The organism is Sandaracinobacter sp. T42 (genome assembly GCF_059115405.1).
This window is the reverse complement of sequence record NZ_CM181101.1, coordinates 783,163-798,656: the sequence shown is the minus strand read 5'-3', so window position 1 is coordinate 798,656 and position 15,494 is coordinate 783,163. Positions and strand designations below refer to the sequence as shown.

General features: G+C 67.6%; 15 protein-coding genes and 1 tRNA gene. 4 read left to right on the top strand and 12 right to left on the bottom strand.

Features of this window, described 5'->3' with window-relative positions; translation table 11 throughout:
- The first annotated feature begins 154 nt into the window (after window positions 1–154).
- Window positions 155–230 (top strand) — tRNA-Ala (locus tag ACW9TV_RS03790).
- Between the two features lie 116 nt (window positions 231–346).
- Here the strand turns inward: ACW9TV_RS03790 and ACW9TV_RS03785 are convergent.
- Window positions 347–652, bottom strand: a complete 306-nt coding sequence (locus ACW9TV_RS03785; RefSeq protein WP_494304526.1) for a DUF167 domain-containing protein — start codon at window positions 650–652, stop codon at window positions 347–349.
- Window positions 649–1,563: an acyl-CoA thioesterase gene (locus ACW9TV_RS03780; RefSeq protein ID WP_494304525.1), complete on the bottom strand. Its 915-nt coding sequence runs from the start codon at window positions 1,561–1,563 to the stop codon at window positions 649–651. Before ACW9TV_RS03780 ends, ACW9TV_RS03785 begins: the two co-directional genes overlap by 4 nt.
- Window positions 1,564–1,624: 61 nt before the next feature.
- Between ACW9TV_RS03780 and ACW9TV_RS03775 the strand changes: the two genes are divergently transcribed.
- Window positions 1,625–2,404 (top strand): NUDIX hydrolase, encoded by a 780-nt coding sequence (locus ACW9TV_RS03775; protein WP_494304524.1) that lies wholly within the window; start codon window positions 1,625–1,627, stop codon window positions 2,402–2,404.
- A 47-nt stretch (window positions 2,405–2,451) separates the two neighbouring features.
- Here the strand turns inward: ACW9TV_RS03775 and ACW9TV_RS03770 are convergent, their stop codons facing one another.
- The 6 genes from ACW9TV_RS03770 to ACW9TV_RS03745 form a co-directional block, all read right to left on the bottom strand.
- Window positions 2,452–3,999 carry an acyl-CoA carboxylase subunit beta gene (locus ACW9TV_RS03770; RefSeq protein WP_494304523.1) on the bottom strand — a complete coding sequence of 516 codons (1,548 nt, stop codon included), beginning with the start codon at window positions 3,997–3,999 and terminating at the stop codon, window positions 2,452–2,454.
- Between the two features lie 68 nt (window positions 4,000–4,067).
- On the bottom strand, window positions 4,068–4,451 hold the full coding sequence (locus tag ACW9TV_RS03765; protein WP_494304522.1) for a DUF3617 domain-containing protein: 384 nt from the start codon (window positions 4,449–4,451) through the stop codon (window positions 4,068–4,070).
- Between the two features lie 50 nt (window positions 4,452–4,501).
- Window positions 4,502–5,386, bottom strand: coding sequence for an Hsp33 family molecular chaperone HslO (hslO, locus tag ACW9TV_RS03760; RefSeq protein ID WP_494304521.1), 885 nt, complete (start codon window positions 5,384–5,386; stop codon window positions 4,502–4,504).
- 7 nt (window positions 5,387–5,393) lie between these two features.
- Window positions 5,394–6,332 (bottom strand): ornithine carbamoyltransferase, encoded by a 939-nt coding sequence (argF, locus tag ACW9TV_RS03755; RefSeq protein WP_494304520.1) that lies wholly within the window; start codon window positions 6,330–6,332, stop codon window positions 5,394–5,396.
- On the bottom strand, window positions 6,329–7,516 hold the full coding sequence (locus tag ACW9TV_RS03750; RefSeq protein ID WP_494304519.1) for an aspartate aminotransferase family protein: 1,188 nt from the start codon (window positions 7,514–7,516) through the stop codon (window positions 6,329–6,331). The genes argF and ACW9TV_RS03750 overlap by 4 nt, the downstream gene beginning before the upstream one ends.
- A gap of 86 nt (window positions 7,517–7,602) precedes the next feature.
- On the bottom strand, window positions 7,603–8,442 hold the full coding sequence (locus tag ACW9TV_RS03745) for an ABC transporter permease (protein WP_494304518.1): 840 nt from the start codon (window positions 8,440–8,442) through the stop codon (window positions 7,603–7,605).
- Between the two features lie 63 nt (window positions 8,443–8,505).
- On the opposite strand from ACW9TV_RS03745, the gene ACW9TV_RS03740 reads away from it, so the two are divergent.
- A complete protein-coding gene (locus ACW9TV_RS03740; RefSeq protein ID WP_494304517.1) occupies window positions 8,506–9,135 on the top strand; it encodes a GcrA family cell cycle regulator in 630 nt (209 codons plus the stop codon).
- Between the two features lie 180 nt (window positions 9,136–9,315).
- Here the strand turns inward: ACW9TV_RS03740 and ACW9TV_RS03735 are convergent, their stop codons facing one another.
- The 4 genes from ACW9TV_RS03735 to ACW9TV_RS03720 form a co-directional block, all read right to left on the bottom strand.
- Entirely contained in the window at window positions 9,316–10,716 is a 1,401-nt protein-coding gene (locus ACW9TV_RS03735) for an ammonium transporter (RefSeq protein ID WP_494305026.1), read from the bottom strand.
- A 110-nt stretch (window positions 10,717–10,826) separates the two neighbouring features.
- The gene (locus ACW9TV_RS03730; protein ID WP_374390420.1) at window positions 10,827–11,165 is read right to left on the bottom strand and encodes a P-II family nitrogen regulator; all 339 of its coding nucleotides are present in this window, start codon (window positions 11,163–11,165) and stop codon (window positions 10,827–10,829) included.
- Between the two features lie 166 nt (window positions 11,166–11,331).
- A complete protein-coding gene (gene tldD, locus ACW9TV_RS03725; protein WP_494304516.1) occupies window positions 11,332–12,741 on the bottom strand; it encodes a metalloprotease TldD in 1,410 nt (469 codons plus the stop codon).
- A 32-nt stretch (window positions 12,742–12,773) separates the two neighbouring features.
- Window positions 12,774–12,962 (bottom strand): zinc-finger domain-containing protein, encoded by a 189-nt coding sequence (locus ACW9TV_RS03720; RefSeq protein ID WP_494304515.1) that lies wholly within the window; start codon window positions 12,960–12,962, stop codon window positions 12,774–12,776.
- A 143-nt stretch (window positions 12,963–13,105) separates the two neighbouring features.
- Between ACW9TV_RS03720 and ACW9TV_RS03715 the strand changes: the two genes are divergently transcribed.
- The gene (locus ACW9TV_RS03715; RefSeq protein ID WP_494304514.1) at window positions 13,106–15,397 is read left to right on the top strand and encodes a TonB-dependent receptor; all 2,292 of its coding nucleotides are present in this window, start codon (window positions 13,106–13,108) and stop codon (window positions 15,395–15,397) included.
- Window positions 15,398–15,494: the final 97 nt, after the last annotated feature.

Genomic DNA, 15,494 nt, shown 5'->3' with positions numbered 1-15,494 from the left:
ATTTCACAAGTGGCCGGCTGCCGGCGCGCCCCCCCGGGGACAAAAGGCGGACGCACGCAAACAGGAAGGCCGTCAGCAGGCCATTGCATCCGCGCGGACTCGCCGGTATAGGCCCGGCTTCCCAGCGGCCTGGGCCCTCGGTTTCACGAGAAACGGGGACGTAGCTCAGATGGGAGAGCGCAGCAATCGCACTGCTGAGGTCAGGGGTTCGATCCCCCTCGTCTCCACCAGGCCCTTTCCTGATTTTGTCCCTCAGGCGCCGGGCGGCGGGCATCCGCCCGCCTTGGCTTCGGCGCACTTGCGCCGGCGCGCAGTCGCGCTTGCGGCCCTTCGGGCCGGTAAGGGCTCAGCGATTCCCCGTCTGTTCGGCCAGCAGCTTGCCAGGCACCATGCCCAGCCCCTTCACCCGCACCCGCTTGAACCGCGCGAAGCCGCCGGACAGCAGCTCCACATCGCGCCGCGCCACGCCCAGTTCCGCCGCCAGGAACGCAAGCAGCCGCTCGGTCGCCTTGCCGTCTTCGGCCACCGTCGCCACGTCCACCTGCAACAATCCACCCTTAACGCCGCGAATCCGGTCGGCGCGTGCGCCGGGCCGCGCCTTCACGCACAGCAGCAGGTCGCCACCTTCCACCCGGATCGCGGCCCCGGTCACGCCTCGCGGATCCGCAGCAGCGCCTCCTGCGCGGTGCTCGCCACCAGCGTCCCGTCGGCGGCATAGATCAGCGCCCGCGAAAGCCCCCGCCCCGCCTGCGCCGAAGGGCTCTCGCACGCAAACAGCAGCCACTCCTCCACCCGCGCCGGCCGGTGGAACCACATCGCATGATCAAGGCTCGCCATGAACAGCGTCGGGCTCGGCATGGGCAGCGTGTGCGGCAGCGCCGCCGTCCCCGCCAGCCAATAGTCCGACAGATAGGCCAGCAGGCCAGCCTGTTCCGCCGCCCCAGCGCCCGCCCCGCTGGGCAGGCGCATCCAGATCGCCCGCCGGGAAATCCCCGGCTGGTGCAGGAAGCTCATCGGGTCGGCCGGTTTCACCTCGATCCGCCGGTTCTGCGCCCGCCAGCGCGCCCGCACCCAGTCCGGCAGCTCCGCGCCCATGCTGTCGGCCAGCTCCGGCAGGGTCTGCAGTTGGTCCGGCGGCAACACGCCTTCGGGCAGACCGGTCTGGTGCGAATAACCCGCCTCGTCGGCATGAAAGCCGCATTCCATGTGAAAGATCGGCTCGCCTTCCTGGATGGCGATCACCCGCCGGGTCGAAAATCGCCCGCCGTCCCGCGTCCGATCCACCTGATAGATCACCGGCGCATGGGCCCGTCCGGCCCGCAGGAAATAGCCATGCAGCGAATGCACCGCGCGCGCCGAAGGCCCGTCGGACTCCACCGTATGCGTCGCTGCGGTCAACGCCTGCGCCAGCACCTGCCCGCCGAACAGCGCGTCATTCGCGTTGCGCTGGTTCAACCGGTTGCGGAACAGATCCCGGTCCAGCCGCTCCAGCGTCAGCAGCGCGCGCGCATCCCGGCCGTCCCAGTCCAGCACTTCGGTCGATCCGGTCACGCGTTCGTTCATCGGCACCCCCAAAAAATCGGCGGCGACACGGCCGCCCGATTGTCCCTACAGTGATCATCTCATGCCGCAAACCGCCCCCACCGCGAACAGGCCCGATCCAACGGGCGCCACCCCCGCCGCCACTGTCATCATCGCACGCGATGGGCCGGATGGTCTTGAAGTCCTCGCGATCGAACGCGCAAAGGGAATGGGCTTCGCCGGCGGCGCAGTCGCCTTCCCCGGCGGCAAGGTGGACACGACCGACGTTCCCGATAGCGCTGCCTTCTGCGGCTTCGCAGCCCTTGCGACAGAGGACGCCACGGCCCGGATCACCGCCGCTCGCGAAGCGTTCGAGGAATCGGGTATCCTGCTCTCTTCCGGCCCCCCTGTGGATGCCGCAACCCGCGCCCGCCTGCGCCCCGCATCGGATCGGCACGAAATCGGCTTCGCGGAACTTCTTGGCCAGATCGGCCACAGTCTCGATGCCGGAATCCTGCGCCCCTTCGCCCGCTGGCTTCCGCCGCCGGGGCTTCACAAGCGGTTCGACACGCACTTCTACGTCGCCGCGCTCCCGGATGGCGAAATCATGCTGGCGGATGGCTACGAAGCCGTGCACGCCCGATGGGCGCGGCCGGAACATCTCCTGGCCGAAGCGGATGAAGGCCGCATCAGCCTGCTCTTCCCAACCCGGTGCAACATCGCCCGTCTGGCACAGTTCGCATCCGTGGCGGCGCTGCTGGCCGATCCCACCGATCCGCCCTTCATCCAGCCGGACATCTCGTCGGATGGCTGGCTCACCATCCCGGAAGGCATCGGCTACCCCTACACGCGGGAACGGCTTGAGATGGTGCGCAGGGAATAGGCCCGGCGATCGCCGCATCACGGCCAGTCAGGATCCCGGCAGATGCGTCAGGGCCGCAGGCCCCGCCCCTTCCGCCCCGGCTTCAGCGCCCGTTGTGCCATCGCAGCAAAGGCGCACAGTTCGGCGCGCGTTTCCTCCGGCGCGATGATCGCCTCCACCCCGAAGCGCTCGGCGGTGCGGAACGGGCTGCGCACCCGGTCCAGGCGGGCACGGATGTCCTTCAGCTTCGCCGCCGGGTCGTCGGATGCCTCCAGCTCGCTCTTGTAGGCCGCCTCCAGCCCGCCCGCGATCGGCAGGCTGCCCCAGTCCCCGCTCGGCCAGGCCATGCGCCAGCGGAAGCGGTCGGCAGGCGCATGGGCGGATCCCGCCATCCCATAGGCCTTGCGCAGGATCACGCTCGCCCAGGGCACGCTCGCCTGATAGATCGCGGCCAGCGCCCGGCTGCCCCAGCGGATCGTCGCCTCGTCCTCGGCCCGCCGCCCGATCAGGAAGCCGGGATTGTCCACCAGATGCACCACCGGCAGATGGAAGGTGTCCGCCAGGTCCACCATCCGCTCCACCTTGCGCGCCGTCGCCGCCGTCCACAGACCGCCCAGTGCTTCGGGGTTGGATGCGATCACTGCCACCGGATAGCCATCCAGCCGGGCCAGCCCCGTCACCACGCCCAGTCCCCACTCCCGCCCGATCTCGAACCAGCTCCCCTTGTCCACAATGGCTTCCACGATCGGCCGGATCGGATACAGCCGCCGCGAATCCCGCGGCACCGCATCGTTCAGCCAGGCGTCCCGCCGCGCGGGATTGTCCCGCCCCTTCACCCGCTGCGGCAGTTCATCCACGCTTGCCGGAAGATAGCCAAGGAACCGCCGCAACCGATCGAACGCCTCGGCCTCGCTGCCAACCCGGTCGTCCACCGCGCCGTTCTTGGCATGGATGGCCGCTCCGCCCAGCTCCTCCTTGGTCCGCACCTCGCCGGCAGCCGCCACCACGGGCGGCCCGGCCACGAACATCTGCGAAATCCCGTCCACCAGCAGGCTGTAATGCGCCATCACCATCCGTCCGGCGCCAAGGCCCGCCACCGGCCCCAGCCCCAGCGCCACCACCGGCACGGCGGACATGTTGGCAACCATCACCTCCCAGCCGGGGATCTCCGGGATATAGGTATGGCCCATCGCCTCCAGCGTGCGGACGGATCCGCCCCCGCCCGTCCCCTCGATCATCCGGATCAGCGGCATGCGATACTCGCTCGCCAGCCGTTCGGCCTCCAGCAGCTTGCGATGCAGCGCCGCGTCGGCCGCCCCGCCCCGCACGGTGAAATCGTCCGCCGTCACCACAACCGGCCGGCCGTCGATCTCTCCCCGTCCGAACAGGAAATTGGCCGGCAGGAACGCCTCCATCTCCCCGTCGTCGGCATAGCTTGCGAAGCCGGAAAGCTCGCCGATCTCGCGGAAGGTGCCGGGGTCCGCCACGGCGGCGATCCGCGCCCGCGCGTCCATCCGCCCCGCCGCCGCCTGCCGCGCCAGCTTCTCGGCCCCACCCATGCGCCGCGCCAGCTCCTGCCGACGACGCAGTTCCCCAATCTCGTTTTCCCATCCCATGGGCGCCAGCATAGCCGCTCAGACCCGGCTGCAAACCCTCGCCGCTTGGCCAGTATGAAGCACCCGGCTCAGCAGGTGCCGATGCGCCGCCATTCGCTCCGGCTCTGAAAGGGCCTTCCACCCTCCAGCCCCTGCGCATCCACCGTGAAGATTCCCTTGGCGTCACGCCGCACCATGGTCCGTCCGGAACGCCCCCCGGCGCAGCGATAGGTCAAGGTGGCGCCATCGGGCCCGTCCGCAATCACGGTAAAGCTGCATTCTCCGCCAGGCCGCCCCCCCATCAGCATGGGTGCGGCGGATTGAAGGCACTGGCTGCTGCCCGATTGCCCGCCGATCGGCGTCACCTGCCAGGCGCCCGGGGCAAAGCCGCGCAGTGCCTGCAATTCGGGCGCCGGCTGCGCGCAGACGGCCATGGGCACCAGCAGGGCGACAAGGGGCGGGATCAGGCGCATGTCATGCACCTAGGAAGCGAAGCGGGCAAAACAAAGGCCCGCCGCCAGGGTCACAATGCCAGCAGGAACTGCTGCGAACAGAATTCGCAATCCACCGCGATCACACCGTCCGCATTGCGCATGCCCGCGCGCTCCTCCTCCGGAAACTGCTCCAGCACGTTCCGGATATGCTCGACGGAACAGCGGCAACCCCGTGAAAGCGGCACATCGGGCAGCACCCGCACCTCATCCTCGTTGAACAGTCGCCACAGCAGGGTTTCCAGCGACAGCGAAGGATCGGTCAGTTCGTCCGGCGTCACGGTCGAGGCCAGGGCCTCCACATGCGCCCAGTCGGCCAGCCCGCTGTCCAGGTGCAGCCGCGCCACGCCTTCTTCGGCGCGCGGCAGATGCTGCACCACAAGCCCGCCCGCCATCCACACGCCATCCCCGTTCCGCCGCGCCGCCAGCCGCACCAGCGTCGGCAGTTGCTCGCTGTCCGCGAAATAGCCCTGCGCCGACGCTTCCAGCGTATCGCCCCCCAGCGCCACGATTCCCTGATAGCGCTCGGCCGAAGCCGTCTGGTCCAGCGTGATCGCCAGATATCCGCTTCCCAGCATCGCCTCCAGCCCGGCGGACCGCCCTTCTTCCACCGGCGGATAACGGCGGTCCAGATCCTGGCTCGCATAGCCGCGCAGTTCGCCCTGCCGCCAGTCAGCCACCAGCAACCGGATCGGCCCGCCCTCGCCCTTGGCCTGCACCGTCATCTGCCCGTCGTCCGGCCGGAACAGTGAACCCAGCAGCGCCGTCAGCGCCAGCGTCTCCGCCACCAGCCGCGCCACCGGCTCCGGATAGGCATGGGCCGCCAGAATCTCGTTCAGCGTCGTCCCCAGCCGCACCACCCGGCCCCGCGCCGCGCGCCCGGGGATGGTAAAGCCCAGAATCCTGTCTTCGGCCATGCCGCCCTCAGCCCAGCCGGCCCAGCGCCCACAGCAGCAGCGCCTTCTGCGCATGCACGCGGTTTGCCGCCTCTTCCCACGCTGCCGATTGCGGCCCGTCGAGCACGGCGTCGGTCACTTCCTCGCCGCGATGCGCGGGCAGGCAGTGCAGGAACAGCGCATTCGCGCCCGCCTTCGCCATCAGCGCCTCGTTCACCTGGTATCGCGTGAAGGCCGCCTGCCGCTCGGCCACATCCGTATCACCCATCGAAACCCAGGTGTCGGTCACCACCACATCGGCCCCGGCGGCTGCCTCGTCCGGTTCGCGTAGGATGCGGATGTCCGCGCCCCGCGCCACCGCATCGGCCACGAAACCGGGATCCGGCTCATAGCCTGCCGGACAGGCCACCGTCAGCGAAAAGCCCAGCAGGCCCGCCGCCTCGATGATGGAGTTGCAGACATTGTTGCCGTCGCCCACCCAGGCCCAGCGCGTGCCATCGGCGGTGCGGCCCAGCCGCTCCTCCACCGCCAGCAGATCGGCGACGATCTGGCAGGGATGCGAAACATCCGTCAGCCCGTTCAGCACCGGCACTGTCGCCGCGGCGGCAAAGGCCGCCACGTCGGAATGACGGTTAGCGCGGATCATCACTGCATCCACGAAGCCCGAAAGCACCCGGGCCGTGTCGCCGATCGTCTCGCCCCGCCCCAGCTGCATGTCGCCGGCGGACAGCGTGATCGTCTCGCCCCCAAGCTGCCGCATGGCGATGTCGAAGCTCAGCCGCGTCCGCGTCGAAGGCTTCTCGAAGATCGCGGCCAGCACATGCCCGGCCAGCGGCGCATCGGCATCCGCCGCGCCCTGCGGCAGGCCATCGCGGCCTGCCTTCCGAGCGTGCGCATGGTCCAGAACGCGCCGCAACCCGCCTGGCCCAAGATCCGCAAGGTTCAGCAGGTGCCGCACCCCGCTCATGCCGCAGCCTGTGCTTCGAACGCGGCGGCGGCTGCCGAAAGCTTCTCCACGCACTCGCGGATATGGCTCTCGTCGATGTTCAAGGGCGGCAGGATGCGCACCACATTGTCCCCGGCCGCCACCGTCAGCAGCCCATGATTCGAACGCGCGTGCGCCACGAACGCCCGGCTGTCGCCGGTCAGCTTCAGCCCCAGCATCAGCCCGCTGCCGCGCACATGGTCGAACAGGTCGTGGTTCGGGATCATCTGCTCAAGGCTCGCGCGCAGCCGCTCGCCCTTCGCCCGCACCTCCGCCAGGAAGTCCGGCTCGGCCACGATGTCCAGAACGGCGTTGATGGCGGCCATCGCCAGCGGGTTGCCGCCATAAGTGGAGCCATGCGTGCCGATCACCATGCCCTGCGCGGCCTTTTCCGTCGCAAGGCAGGCTCCCACCGGGAAGCCGCCGCCGATCCCCTTGGCGATCGCCATGATGTCTGGCGTGATCCCATATTGCTCATGCGCGAACAGCGTGCCGGTCCGGCCCACGCCCGTCTGCACTTCGTCCAGCACCAGCAGCAGCCCGCGCTCGTCCGCCAGTCGGCGCAGGCCCTGCAGGAACTCCGGCGTCGCCGGGCGGATGCCGCCCTCACCTTGGATCGGCTCCACCAGGAAGCCGCCGATGGACTCGTCGATCGCCGCTTCCGCCGCCTTCAGGTCGTTGAAGGGCAGCACATGGAACCAGTCCGGCAGCGGCTCGAAGCCCTTGCGCAGCTTTTCCTGGTCGGTCGCGGAAATCGTCGCCAGCGTCCGCCCGTGGAAGGCATTCGAAAAGGTAATCAGCCGGTATTTGTGCGGGTTGCCGGTGGCATAATGATAGGCGCGCGCCGTCTTCACCGCGCATTCCAGCGCCTCTGCGCCGGAATTGGTGAAGAACACCGTATCGGCGAAAGTCAGCTCAACCAGCCGCTTAGCCACCCCCATCTGCTGCGGCGAACCATAAAGGTTCGACGTGTGCATCAGCGTGGCGGCCTGCTCCTGGATGGCCTGCGTCAGGTGCGGATGCCCATGGCCCAGCAGGTTCACCGCGATGCCCGAAGCAAAGTCCAGCCAGCGCTTCCCGGCGCTGTCGAACAGATAGGCGCCTTCCCCGCGCACCGGCTCGACTTCACACCGGGGGTAAACGGGCATCAGCGGGGAAATGGCCATGGCTACCTCTTCCTGTGGTGTCTAAGCAGGCGAAATAAAAAAAGGCGGCGAAACGCCGCCTCCCATATGCGATCAGGCATAACCCGTCAGACGCGCAATTTCCACCCCGATTTCAGCAGCGCATAGGCCGCCACCCACAGGATCAGGCACAGCCCGCCCACGATCACGGCCCCCAGCCACACGGGCGCTTCCGCGACCCCGATGAAGCCGGCGCGGAAGCCGTCGATCATGTAGAAGAAGGGGTTTGCGCGGCTAACGGACTGCATCGCCGGCGGCAGCCGGTCGATTGCATAGAAGGTGCCCGACAGCAGCGTCAGCGGCTGTACCAGAAAATTGGTCACCGCCGCACCATGGTCGAACTTGTCGGCCCAGATGCCCGTCAGCACCCCCAGCAGCCCCAGCATCAGCGCGCCCAGTGTGCCGAACAGCAGCACCTGCAACGGGTTCGATACCGACACGTCCACGCCCGGCCACAGCAGCATGGCAGCCCACACCGCCAGCCCCACCGCCCAGGCCCGCGTCACCGCCCCCGCCACATAGCAGAACAGCAGTTCGCCATGGCTCAGCGGCGGCATCAGCACGTCCACGATCGTGCCCTGCACCTTGGCGATGATGATGGACGACAGGCTGTTCTGGAACGCGTTCTGCGTCATCCCCATGATGATCAGGCCCGGGGCCAGGAAGGTGGCATAGGGAAAGCCCAGTACTTCGCCCTTCGCGCCGCCCAGCGCCAGGGTGAAGATGGCCAGGAACATCAGCGTCGTGATGGCCGGCGCCCACACCGTCTGCATCTGAACCTTGAAGAAGCGCCGCACTTCCTTCACATAGAGGGTGCGAATTCCCAGCCAGTTGATGCCGTGGATCACCGGAACGCCCGGTTCCGGGAACGTCGGCGCGGTGGACTGGGGTGATTGTTGCGCTTGCATGGCTGCCACCGCGTCTAATGGCGCCCGGCATGCCCTGCAAGCCGTGAAACCGGAAGCGGAACCATGGCCTGGACTGACGAGCGCATCGCGCTCCTGAAGCAATATTGGGAAGAAGGCCGCTCGGCGAGCCAGATCGCCGAAGTTCTGGGCGAAGGCCTGTCGCGCAACGCGGTGATCGGCAAGGCCCACCGCCTCGGCCTCGCCTCGCGTCCCTCCCCGCTGAAAACCGGCGAGCCCAAGGCAGACGCGAAACCTGCCAAGGGCGAAGCCAAACCCGCAGCGCCCAGGGCGGCCGCGCGTGCCGCCCCCACCCCGACAGCTGCGCCAGCGCCTGCCGCGCCTGCGCCGCAGGCCCAGGCGGCCCCTCCCGTCCAGCCCGCGCCCGCCGCACCAGCCCCCGCCCCGGCGGCCCCGGCGCCTTCGCCGGCGGGCCTGCAATCCGCACCCCGGCCCGCCGCACCGCGCGGCAAGGGGGGCAAGGTCACGCTGCTCGATCTCAACGATCGCATCTGCAAATGGCCCATCGGCCACCCGGACGAGCCGGATTTCCACTTCTGCGGCAAGCCGGTGAACCCCGGCTTCCCCTATTGCGGCGAACATTGCCTGGTCGCCTATCAGGCCCAGATGCCGCGCCGCGACCGGCCCGGCGGTCCGCCCCGGCCCTTCGGCCCAAACCTCCCGCGCCCCCGCTGAAGACGACACCCGAGGCCATGGCCTGAACATCAAGTCCCGGTTTTCCGGGACTTGATCCGCTCTGCACGCCGGGCGGATCTCCCTTGCTGCAAAAAATCCCCCGGCAGTCGCCTGCCGGGGGAGGTTGGTTCCTTGGGGAGGAAATCAGGGGTTGCGCCGGTTCACCCGGCGCAACCGAACTCAGTAATTGTAGGCGCGCTCGCCATGTTCACCGAGGTCGAGGCCTTCGCGCTCCACCTCTTCGCTCACGCGCAGGCCGGTCAGGGCCTTGGCCACATAGAAGGCGATCGCGGCGCCGACGGCGGACCAGACGATGGCGACACCAACCGACTTCACCTGGATCCACAGCTGAGCGCCCAGGTTATAGTCGTCGCCGGCCGGCCCACCCAGTACGGTCAGCATCGTGAAGGCCGTGCCGATCGAGCCGATGATGCCCGCCACTCCATGGATGCCGAACACATCCAGCGAGTCGTCGAAGCCCAGCTTCGGCTTCACCTTCATCACGAAGATGCAGGCCACCGTTGCGCCGATCGCGCCCAGCAGGATGCCGCCGAACGGCCCGGAATTGCCGGCCGCCGGCGTGATCGCCACCAGGCCCGCAATCGCACCGGAACAGGCCCCCAGCAAAGAGCCGGAGTGGCCCAGCAGCTTTTCCGTCAGCATCCAGAACAGCACCCCGGCCGCCGTCGCGGTGAAGGTGTTGATCAGCGCCAGCCCGGCTGAGCCATTGGCCTCCAGCGCGGAGCCGGCGTTGAAGCCGAACCAGCCCACCCACAGCAGGCCGGTGCCGATCAGCGTCATCGTCAGGCTGTGCGGCGCGATCAGTTCCTTCTGGTAACCGATGCGCTTGCCCAGGATCAGCGCGCCCACCAGCGCGGAGATGCCGGCGTTGATGTGGACCACGGTGCCGCCGGCGAAGTCCAGCGCGCCCCAGCCGAAGATCAGGCCGGTCGCGGCATCGTCGCCGCCCAGATACCACACCATGTGCGCGATCGGATAATAGACGATCGTCAGCCAGACGATGGCGAACACCATCAGGGCCGAGAATTTCATTCGTTCCACAAGCCCGCCCACGACCAGCGCGACCGTGATCGCGGAGAAGGTCATCTGGAAGGCGATGAACACGAACTCGGGGATCACCACGCCGTCCGTGAAGGTCGCCACGGTCGAATCGGCCGTCACCCCGGCCAGGAAAAATTTGCCGGTGGAAACGAACTGGTTGGAATCGCCGCCGAACGCCAGCGCATAGCCGAAGATGACCCACATGATCATCGCCAGGCTTGCCACACCCACGATCTGGGTGAGGACAGAGGCCATGTTCTTCGTGCGGACAAGCCCGCCATAGAACAGCGCGAGGCCCGGCACGATCATCAGCATGACCAGCACGGTCGAAACCATCATCCACGCCGTGTCGCCCTTGTCGGGAACCGGCACGGCAGCGGCTTCGGCCACGGGGGCCGCCGCGGCGGCAACCGGGGCGGCCGCCTCGGCCGCAACCGTTGCAGCCGCGTCGGCGGCGGTCGCAGCGGCCGTCGCGGCCTCCTGCGCAAGCGCGGGATGCGCGGCGAATAGGCCGGCCATCCCCAGGCCCAGGGCAATCTTGCCCCAGGGCAGGTGTCGCAATTCCATGTGGGACCCTTCCTTGAACAGGCCGGGCTTTCCGCCCGCCTCGAATTCAGAGCGCGGACGCATCAGAGCGCCGTCTCGTTGGTTTCACCGGTGCGGATGCGAACCGCCCCGGCAATGTCGAAGATGAAGATCTTGCCGTCGCCGATGGCCCCCGTATGAGCCGCCTGCTGGATGGCCTCCACGGCGCGCGGCGCAAGATCGGCGGGCACGGCCGTCTCGATCTTCACCTTCGGCACCATGTTCGTGGTGTATTCCGCACCCCGATAGATCTCGGTCTGGCCCTTCTGGCGGCCGAACCCCTTCACTTCGGTCACGGTCAGGCCCGTCACGCCCAGCGCGGTCAGCGCCTCCCGGACGTCGTCGAGCTTGAACGGCTTGATCACGGCGACGATGAATTTCACGGCTGCCGAACCCCTTTTCTGCTGGGCAGGCACGAAGCACCTGCAATCAGAGCCTATTGCAGGAACCATGCCAAGTTCCAGCACTCGCCGCAGTGCAGCAAATCAGATCAGAGGTTGCTCATTTTCTCGGCAGGCGTCGCGTGGCCGATTGGCGGATGCCTGATTTTCAGGCAGTTCCGCCGACGGTCAGGCCTTCCACCAGAAGGGTCGGCTGCCCTACGCCCGCAGGCACGGATTGCCCGCCCTTGCCGCAGGTGCCGATGCCTTCATCCAGGGCCATGTCGTTGCCGATGGCCGCGATCTTCTGCATCACCTCGGGCCCGTTGCCGATCAGCGTCGCACCCTTCACCGGCGCGCCGATCCTGCCGTCCTCCACAAGATAGGCCTCGGTGCAGGAAAAGACGAACTTGCCCGAAACGATGTCCACCTGCCCGCCGCCGAAGCTCTTCGCAAACAGCCCTTTCTTCACGCTGCGCAGGATCTCGCCGGGATCTTCCGTTCCAGCCGCCATGAAGGTGTTGGTCATGCGCGGCATCGGCGGATGGCGGAAACTCTCCCGCCGCCCGTTCCCGGTGGCGGCCACGCCCATCAGGCGGGCGTTCATACGGTCCTGCATGTAACCGCGCAGATAGCCGTCCTCGATCAGCACGGTTCGTTCCGTCGGCGTCCCCTCATCGTCCACGCTCAGCGATCCGCGCCGGTCCGCCAGCGTCCCGTCGTCGATCACCGTCACGCCGGGGCTTGCCACCCGCTCGCCCACGCGTCCGGAAAAGGCGGAACTTCCCTTGCGGTTGAAATCCCCTTCCAGCCCGTGACCCACTGCTTCGTGCAGCAGGATACCCGGCCAGCCGGGCCCCAGCACCACCGGCATCACGCCAGCCGGCGCCGGCACGCTCTCCAGGTTGATCAACGCCTGAGCCAGGGCCAGATCGATCGCCCGCTCCCACTCAGCGGCCTCGAACAGCCGGTCATACAGCTGCCGGCCGCCAAAGCCCCAGCTGCCGGATTCCCGCCGCCCATCCTTCTCGGCCACGATCCCCACGTTCAGCCGCACCAGCGGCCGCACATCCGTCACGCGAACCCCGTCCGCGCGGATGATCTCCACATGGCTCCAGCTCGCCGCCAGGCTCGCCGTCACCTGCGCCACGCGCGGATCCTTCGCCCGCGCCACCGCGTCGATCTGCTCCAGCAACTTCACCTTCTCGGCGAACGGCACGGCCGAAAGCGGATCGGCATCGGTGTACAGTCGGCGGTTGGTTCCGCGCGGCGGTTCCGCCGCGACAACCCCGCCATGCCCCGCCTTCACCACGGCCACCGTCTCCGCCGCCCGCCGGATGGCCGCCGCCGAAATCTCGTTGGCATGGGCATAGGCGCTCACCTCGCCGACCACGCCACGCAGGCCGAATCCCCGGCTCTGGTCGAAGCTCGCGGATTTCAGCCGCCCGTCGTCAAAGGCGAAACTTTCGGATGCCGCGACCTGCAGGTACAGTTCGCCATCCTCCATTCCATCCAAGGCCTGCTTCGTCAGGCGCTCGGCTTCATGCGGATCCAGTTCGGAATAGAGAAGGCTGTCCATCCCCTCGAAATAGGGGCTTCGGCGCCGATCGACTAGTGGTGGTCGTCGCCGCCCTCGCCCTCCAGAACGAAGCGCCGGTCGCAATAGGGGCAATCCACGAAATTCCGCTCGTCGATCTGCAGCCACACGCGCGGATGCCCCAGGGGGCCTTCATCGCCGTCGCAGGCCACGCGGCGGCTATGCACGATGCGGGTTTCGGGCGGCTGCGGAATGGTCGACATGGCCCGCCTTCTAGCGGGCGACGCGCCGCGCGAAAAGCCCGGTCCGTCATCCGGCTTCGTTTCATTGCAGTGCAACAGAAATTTCCTCGCGCCGCAACAATGTCAGGGCAGCAGGGCGCCCACCCCGCTGACGGAGCCCTTCGATGAAAAACCTGTTCCTCCTTACTGCCTCCGCCCTCACCCTCACCCCCGCAGCCGCGCAGCAGGCCGCCGCCGATCTCGCAGACGACATCATCGTCACCGCACAGAAACGCGACCAGAAGCTCGTCGACGTCCCCGTCAACGTCACTGCATGGTCGGGTGAACAGATGCAGCGTCTCGGCGTCAGCCAGTTCAACGAACTGTCCGCGTTCGTGCCCGGCCTCAACATCCAGGAACAGTCGGCCAACAATCCCGGCTTCGTGATCCGCGGCATCACATCCGACAGCGGATCGGCCCAGGAAGCCGCCCGGGTCACCATCTATTACAACAGCGTCGACGTCAGCCGCTCGCGCGGCTCCTATTTCGACCTGTTCGACATCCAGCGGGTAGAAGTGGTGAAGGGCCCGCAGGCCACCCTGTTCGGCACCGCCGCCGCCGTTGGCGCGGTCAGCGTCATCTCCAACCCCGTCGAAGAGGGTATCAGCGGCGAAGCCCGCGCCGCCTTCGGCAATTTCAACCAGCGCCAGCTGTCCGGCATGTTGAACATCGCCAACGACATCGTCGGCGCCCGCATCGCCTTTGCCTGGAAGAAGCGCGACGGCGTCGTGGAAAACATCGCCGGCGAAACACCGAACGGCGGAACCGACCAGCGCGACCTGAACGGTCAGGATCAGCGCGGGGTGCGCGTCTCCCTCAGGTTCGATCCCGAAGGGCCGATCCGCACCGATCTCGTCTATACCTACGATGGCCAGCGAAATCCCGGCACCGCCTTCAAGTCCGGCAAGCTCGCGCCCTACGGCGGCACCACTTCGCCCTACACATTCGCGGAACTCGGCGGATCGCCGGTCGCCGCCAGCGTGTTCCGGCACGAAGAACTGGGCCTGTGGCGCGACGTGCATGATCTGAACTTCACTGCCCGCTACCAGCCCGATGGCAGCCAGTGGTCCACCGTCCACATCTTCGGCTACCGCAGGTTCGACAGCTACGAAGTGTTCGACGCCGACGGCTCGGGCGCCTGGTTCCTTGAATTCGCCGAGGATTCAAAGGGCGAACAACTCAGCCACGAAAGCCGGGTGAACTATGATGGCGGCCGGCTGCGCGCCTTCGCCGGCTTCAACTGGTTCTGGGAAAAGGGCACACAGGAAGTGCCCTTCAGCACAGAGGAAGGCACCTATGTCCAATGCGCCGCCGGCGTGATCCCCGGCCTGCCCTGCGTGAACGCCGCCGGCGTCGTCACGGCCGCCCAGGCCACCTCCATCCTCACCGGCGGCAAGCTCAGCCGCATCCCCTACAGCTCCACCTTCCGCAACGGCGGCGAATTCGAAACCATTTCGATCTTTGCCGACGTCAGCTTCGATGCGGCCGACTGGCTCGAACTCACGGCCGGCGCCCGCTACCTGTGGGAGGATCGCACCTCCTCCTATTTCGCCAACCAGCCCAACTCGCTCCTCCTCGGCGCCCCGCTCCTCCCCTTCGCGGGCACCGGCGGGCAGACCTTCCGCGCCAGCGGCAGCAACCGCGCCTTCCTGCCGCGCTTCAACGCGCTCATCCGCTTCGCCGACGGGCTGAACGGCTACGCCACCGTTTCGAAGGGCCGCCGCAGCCCTGTCATCCAGCTCAACGCCCGCAACACCGCCGCCGGCCCGGTCGCCAACCGCACCGACATCCCGGCCGAAACCGTCTGGAACTATGAAGGCGGGGTGAAAGCGAGCACCGGCATCTTCAGCGGCAGCCTCGGCGTCTTCTACCAGACCTATGAGAACTTCCAGGTCTCGATCATCGAAAACGGCCAGTCCGTCACCCGCAACGCCGGCTCCGCGAAGAATTTCGGCGTCGAAGGCGAAGCCAGCGTCCGGCCGATGCAGGGCCTCAACCTCTTCGGCAACTTCGGCTGGATCGACAGCAAGATCGACGACAAGGCGTCGAACGGCATCTTCGCCGGCAACCGCTTCCGCCTGCAACCCGAATGGCAGGCGGCAGCCGGGCTCGATGCCCGCATGCCGCTCGGCAACGGGCTCGAAGCGTTCGTCACCCCAAGCGTCACCTACCGCTCCAAGATCTTCTTCGAAGTGCCCAACAAGGATCTGATCTCGCAGGGGCCCGTCACGCTGGCGAACCTGCGCGCCGGCTTCTCGGGCCGCGATGGCGGCTGGCAGCTCACGGGCTTCGTCAGCAATCTCTTCGACGAAGCCTATCTCATCGACGCCGGCAACACCGGCGGCTCGTTCGGAGTCCCTACCTTCATCCGCGGAAATCCGCGCCTTGGCGGCGTGGAGTTCTCGATTCGCTTCTGAAGAAACGGCCCGCCACCTGCACTTCGTCGATCCATCCGTGGCATTCGTCGAAGCAGGTGGCGCCCGCCGAACATCAGCCGCCCCCCATCGAGCCGCG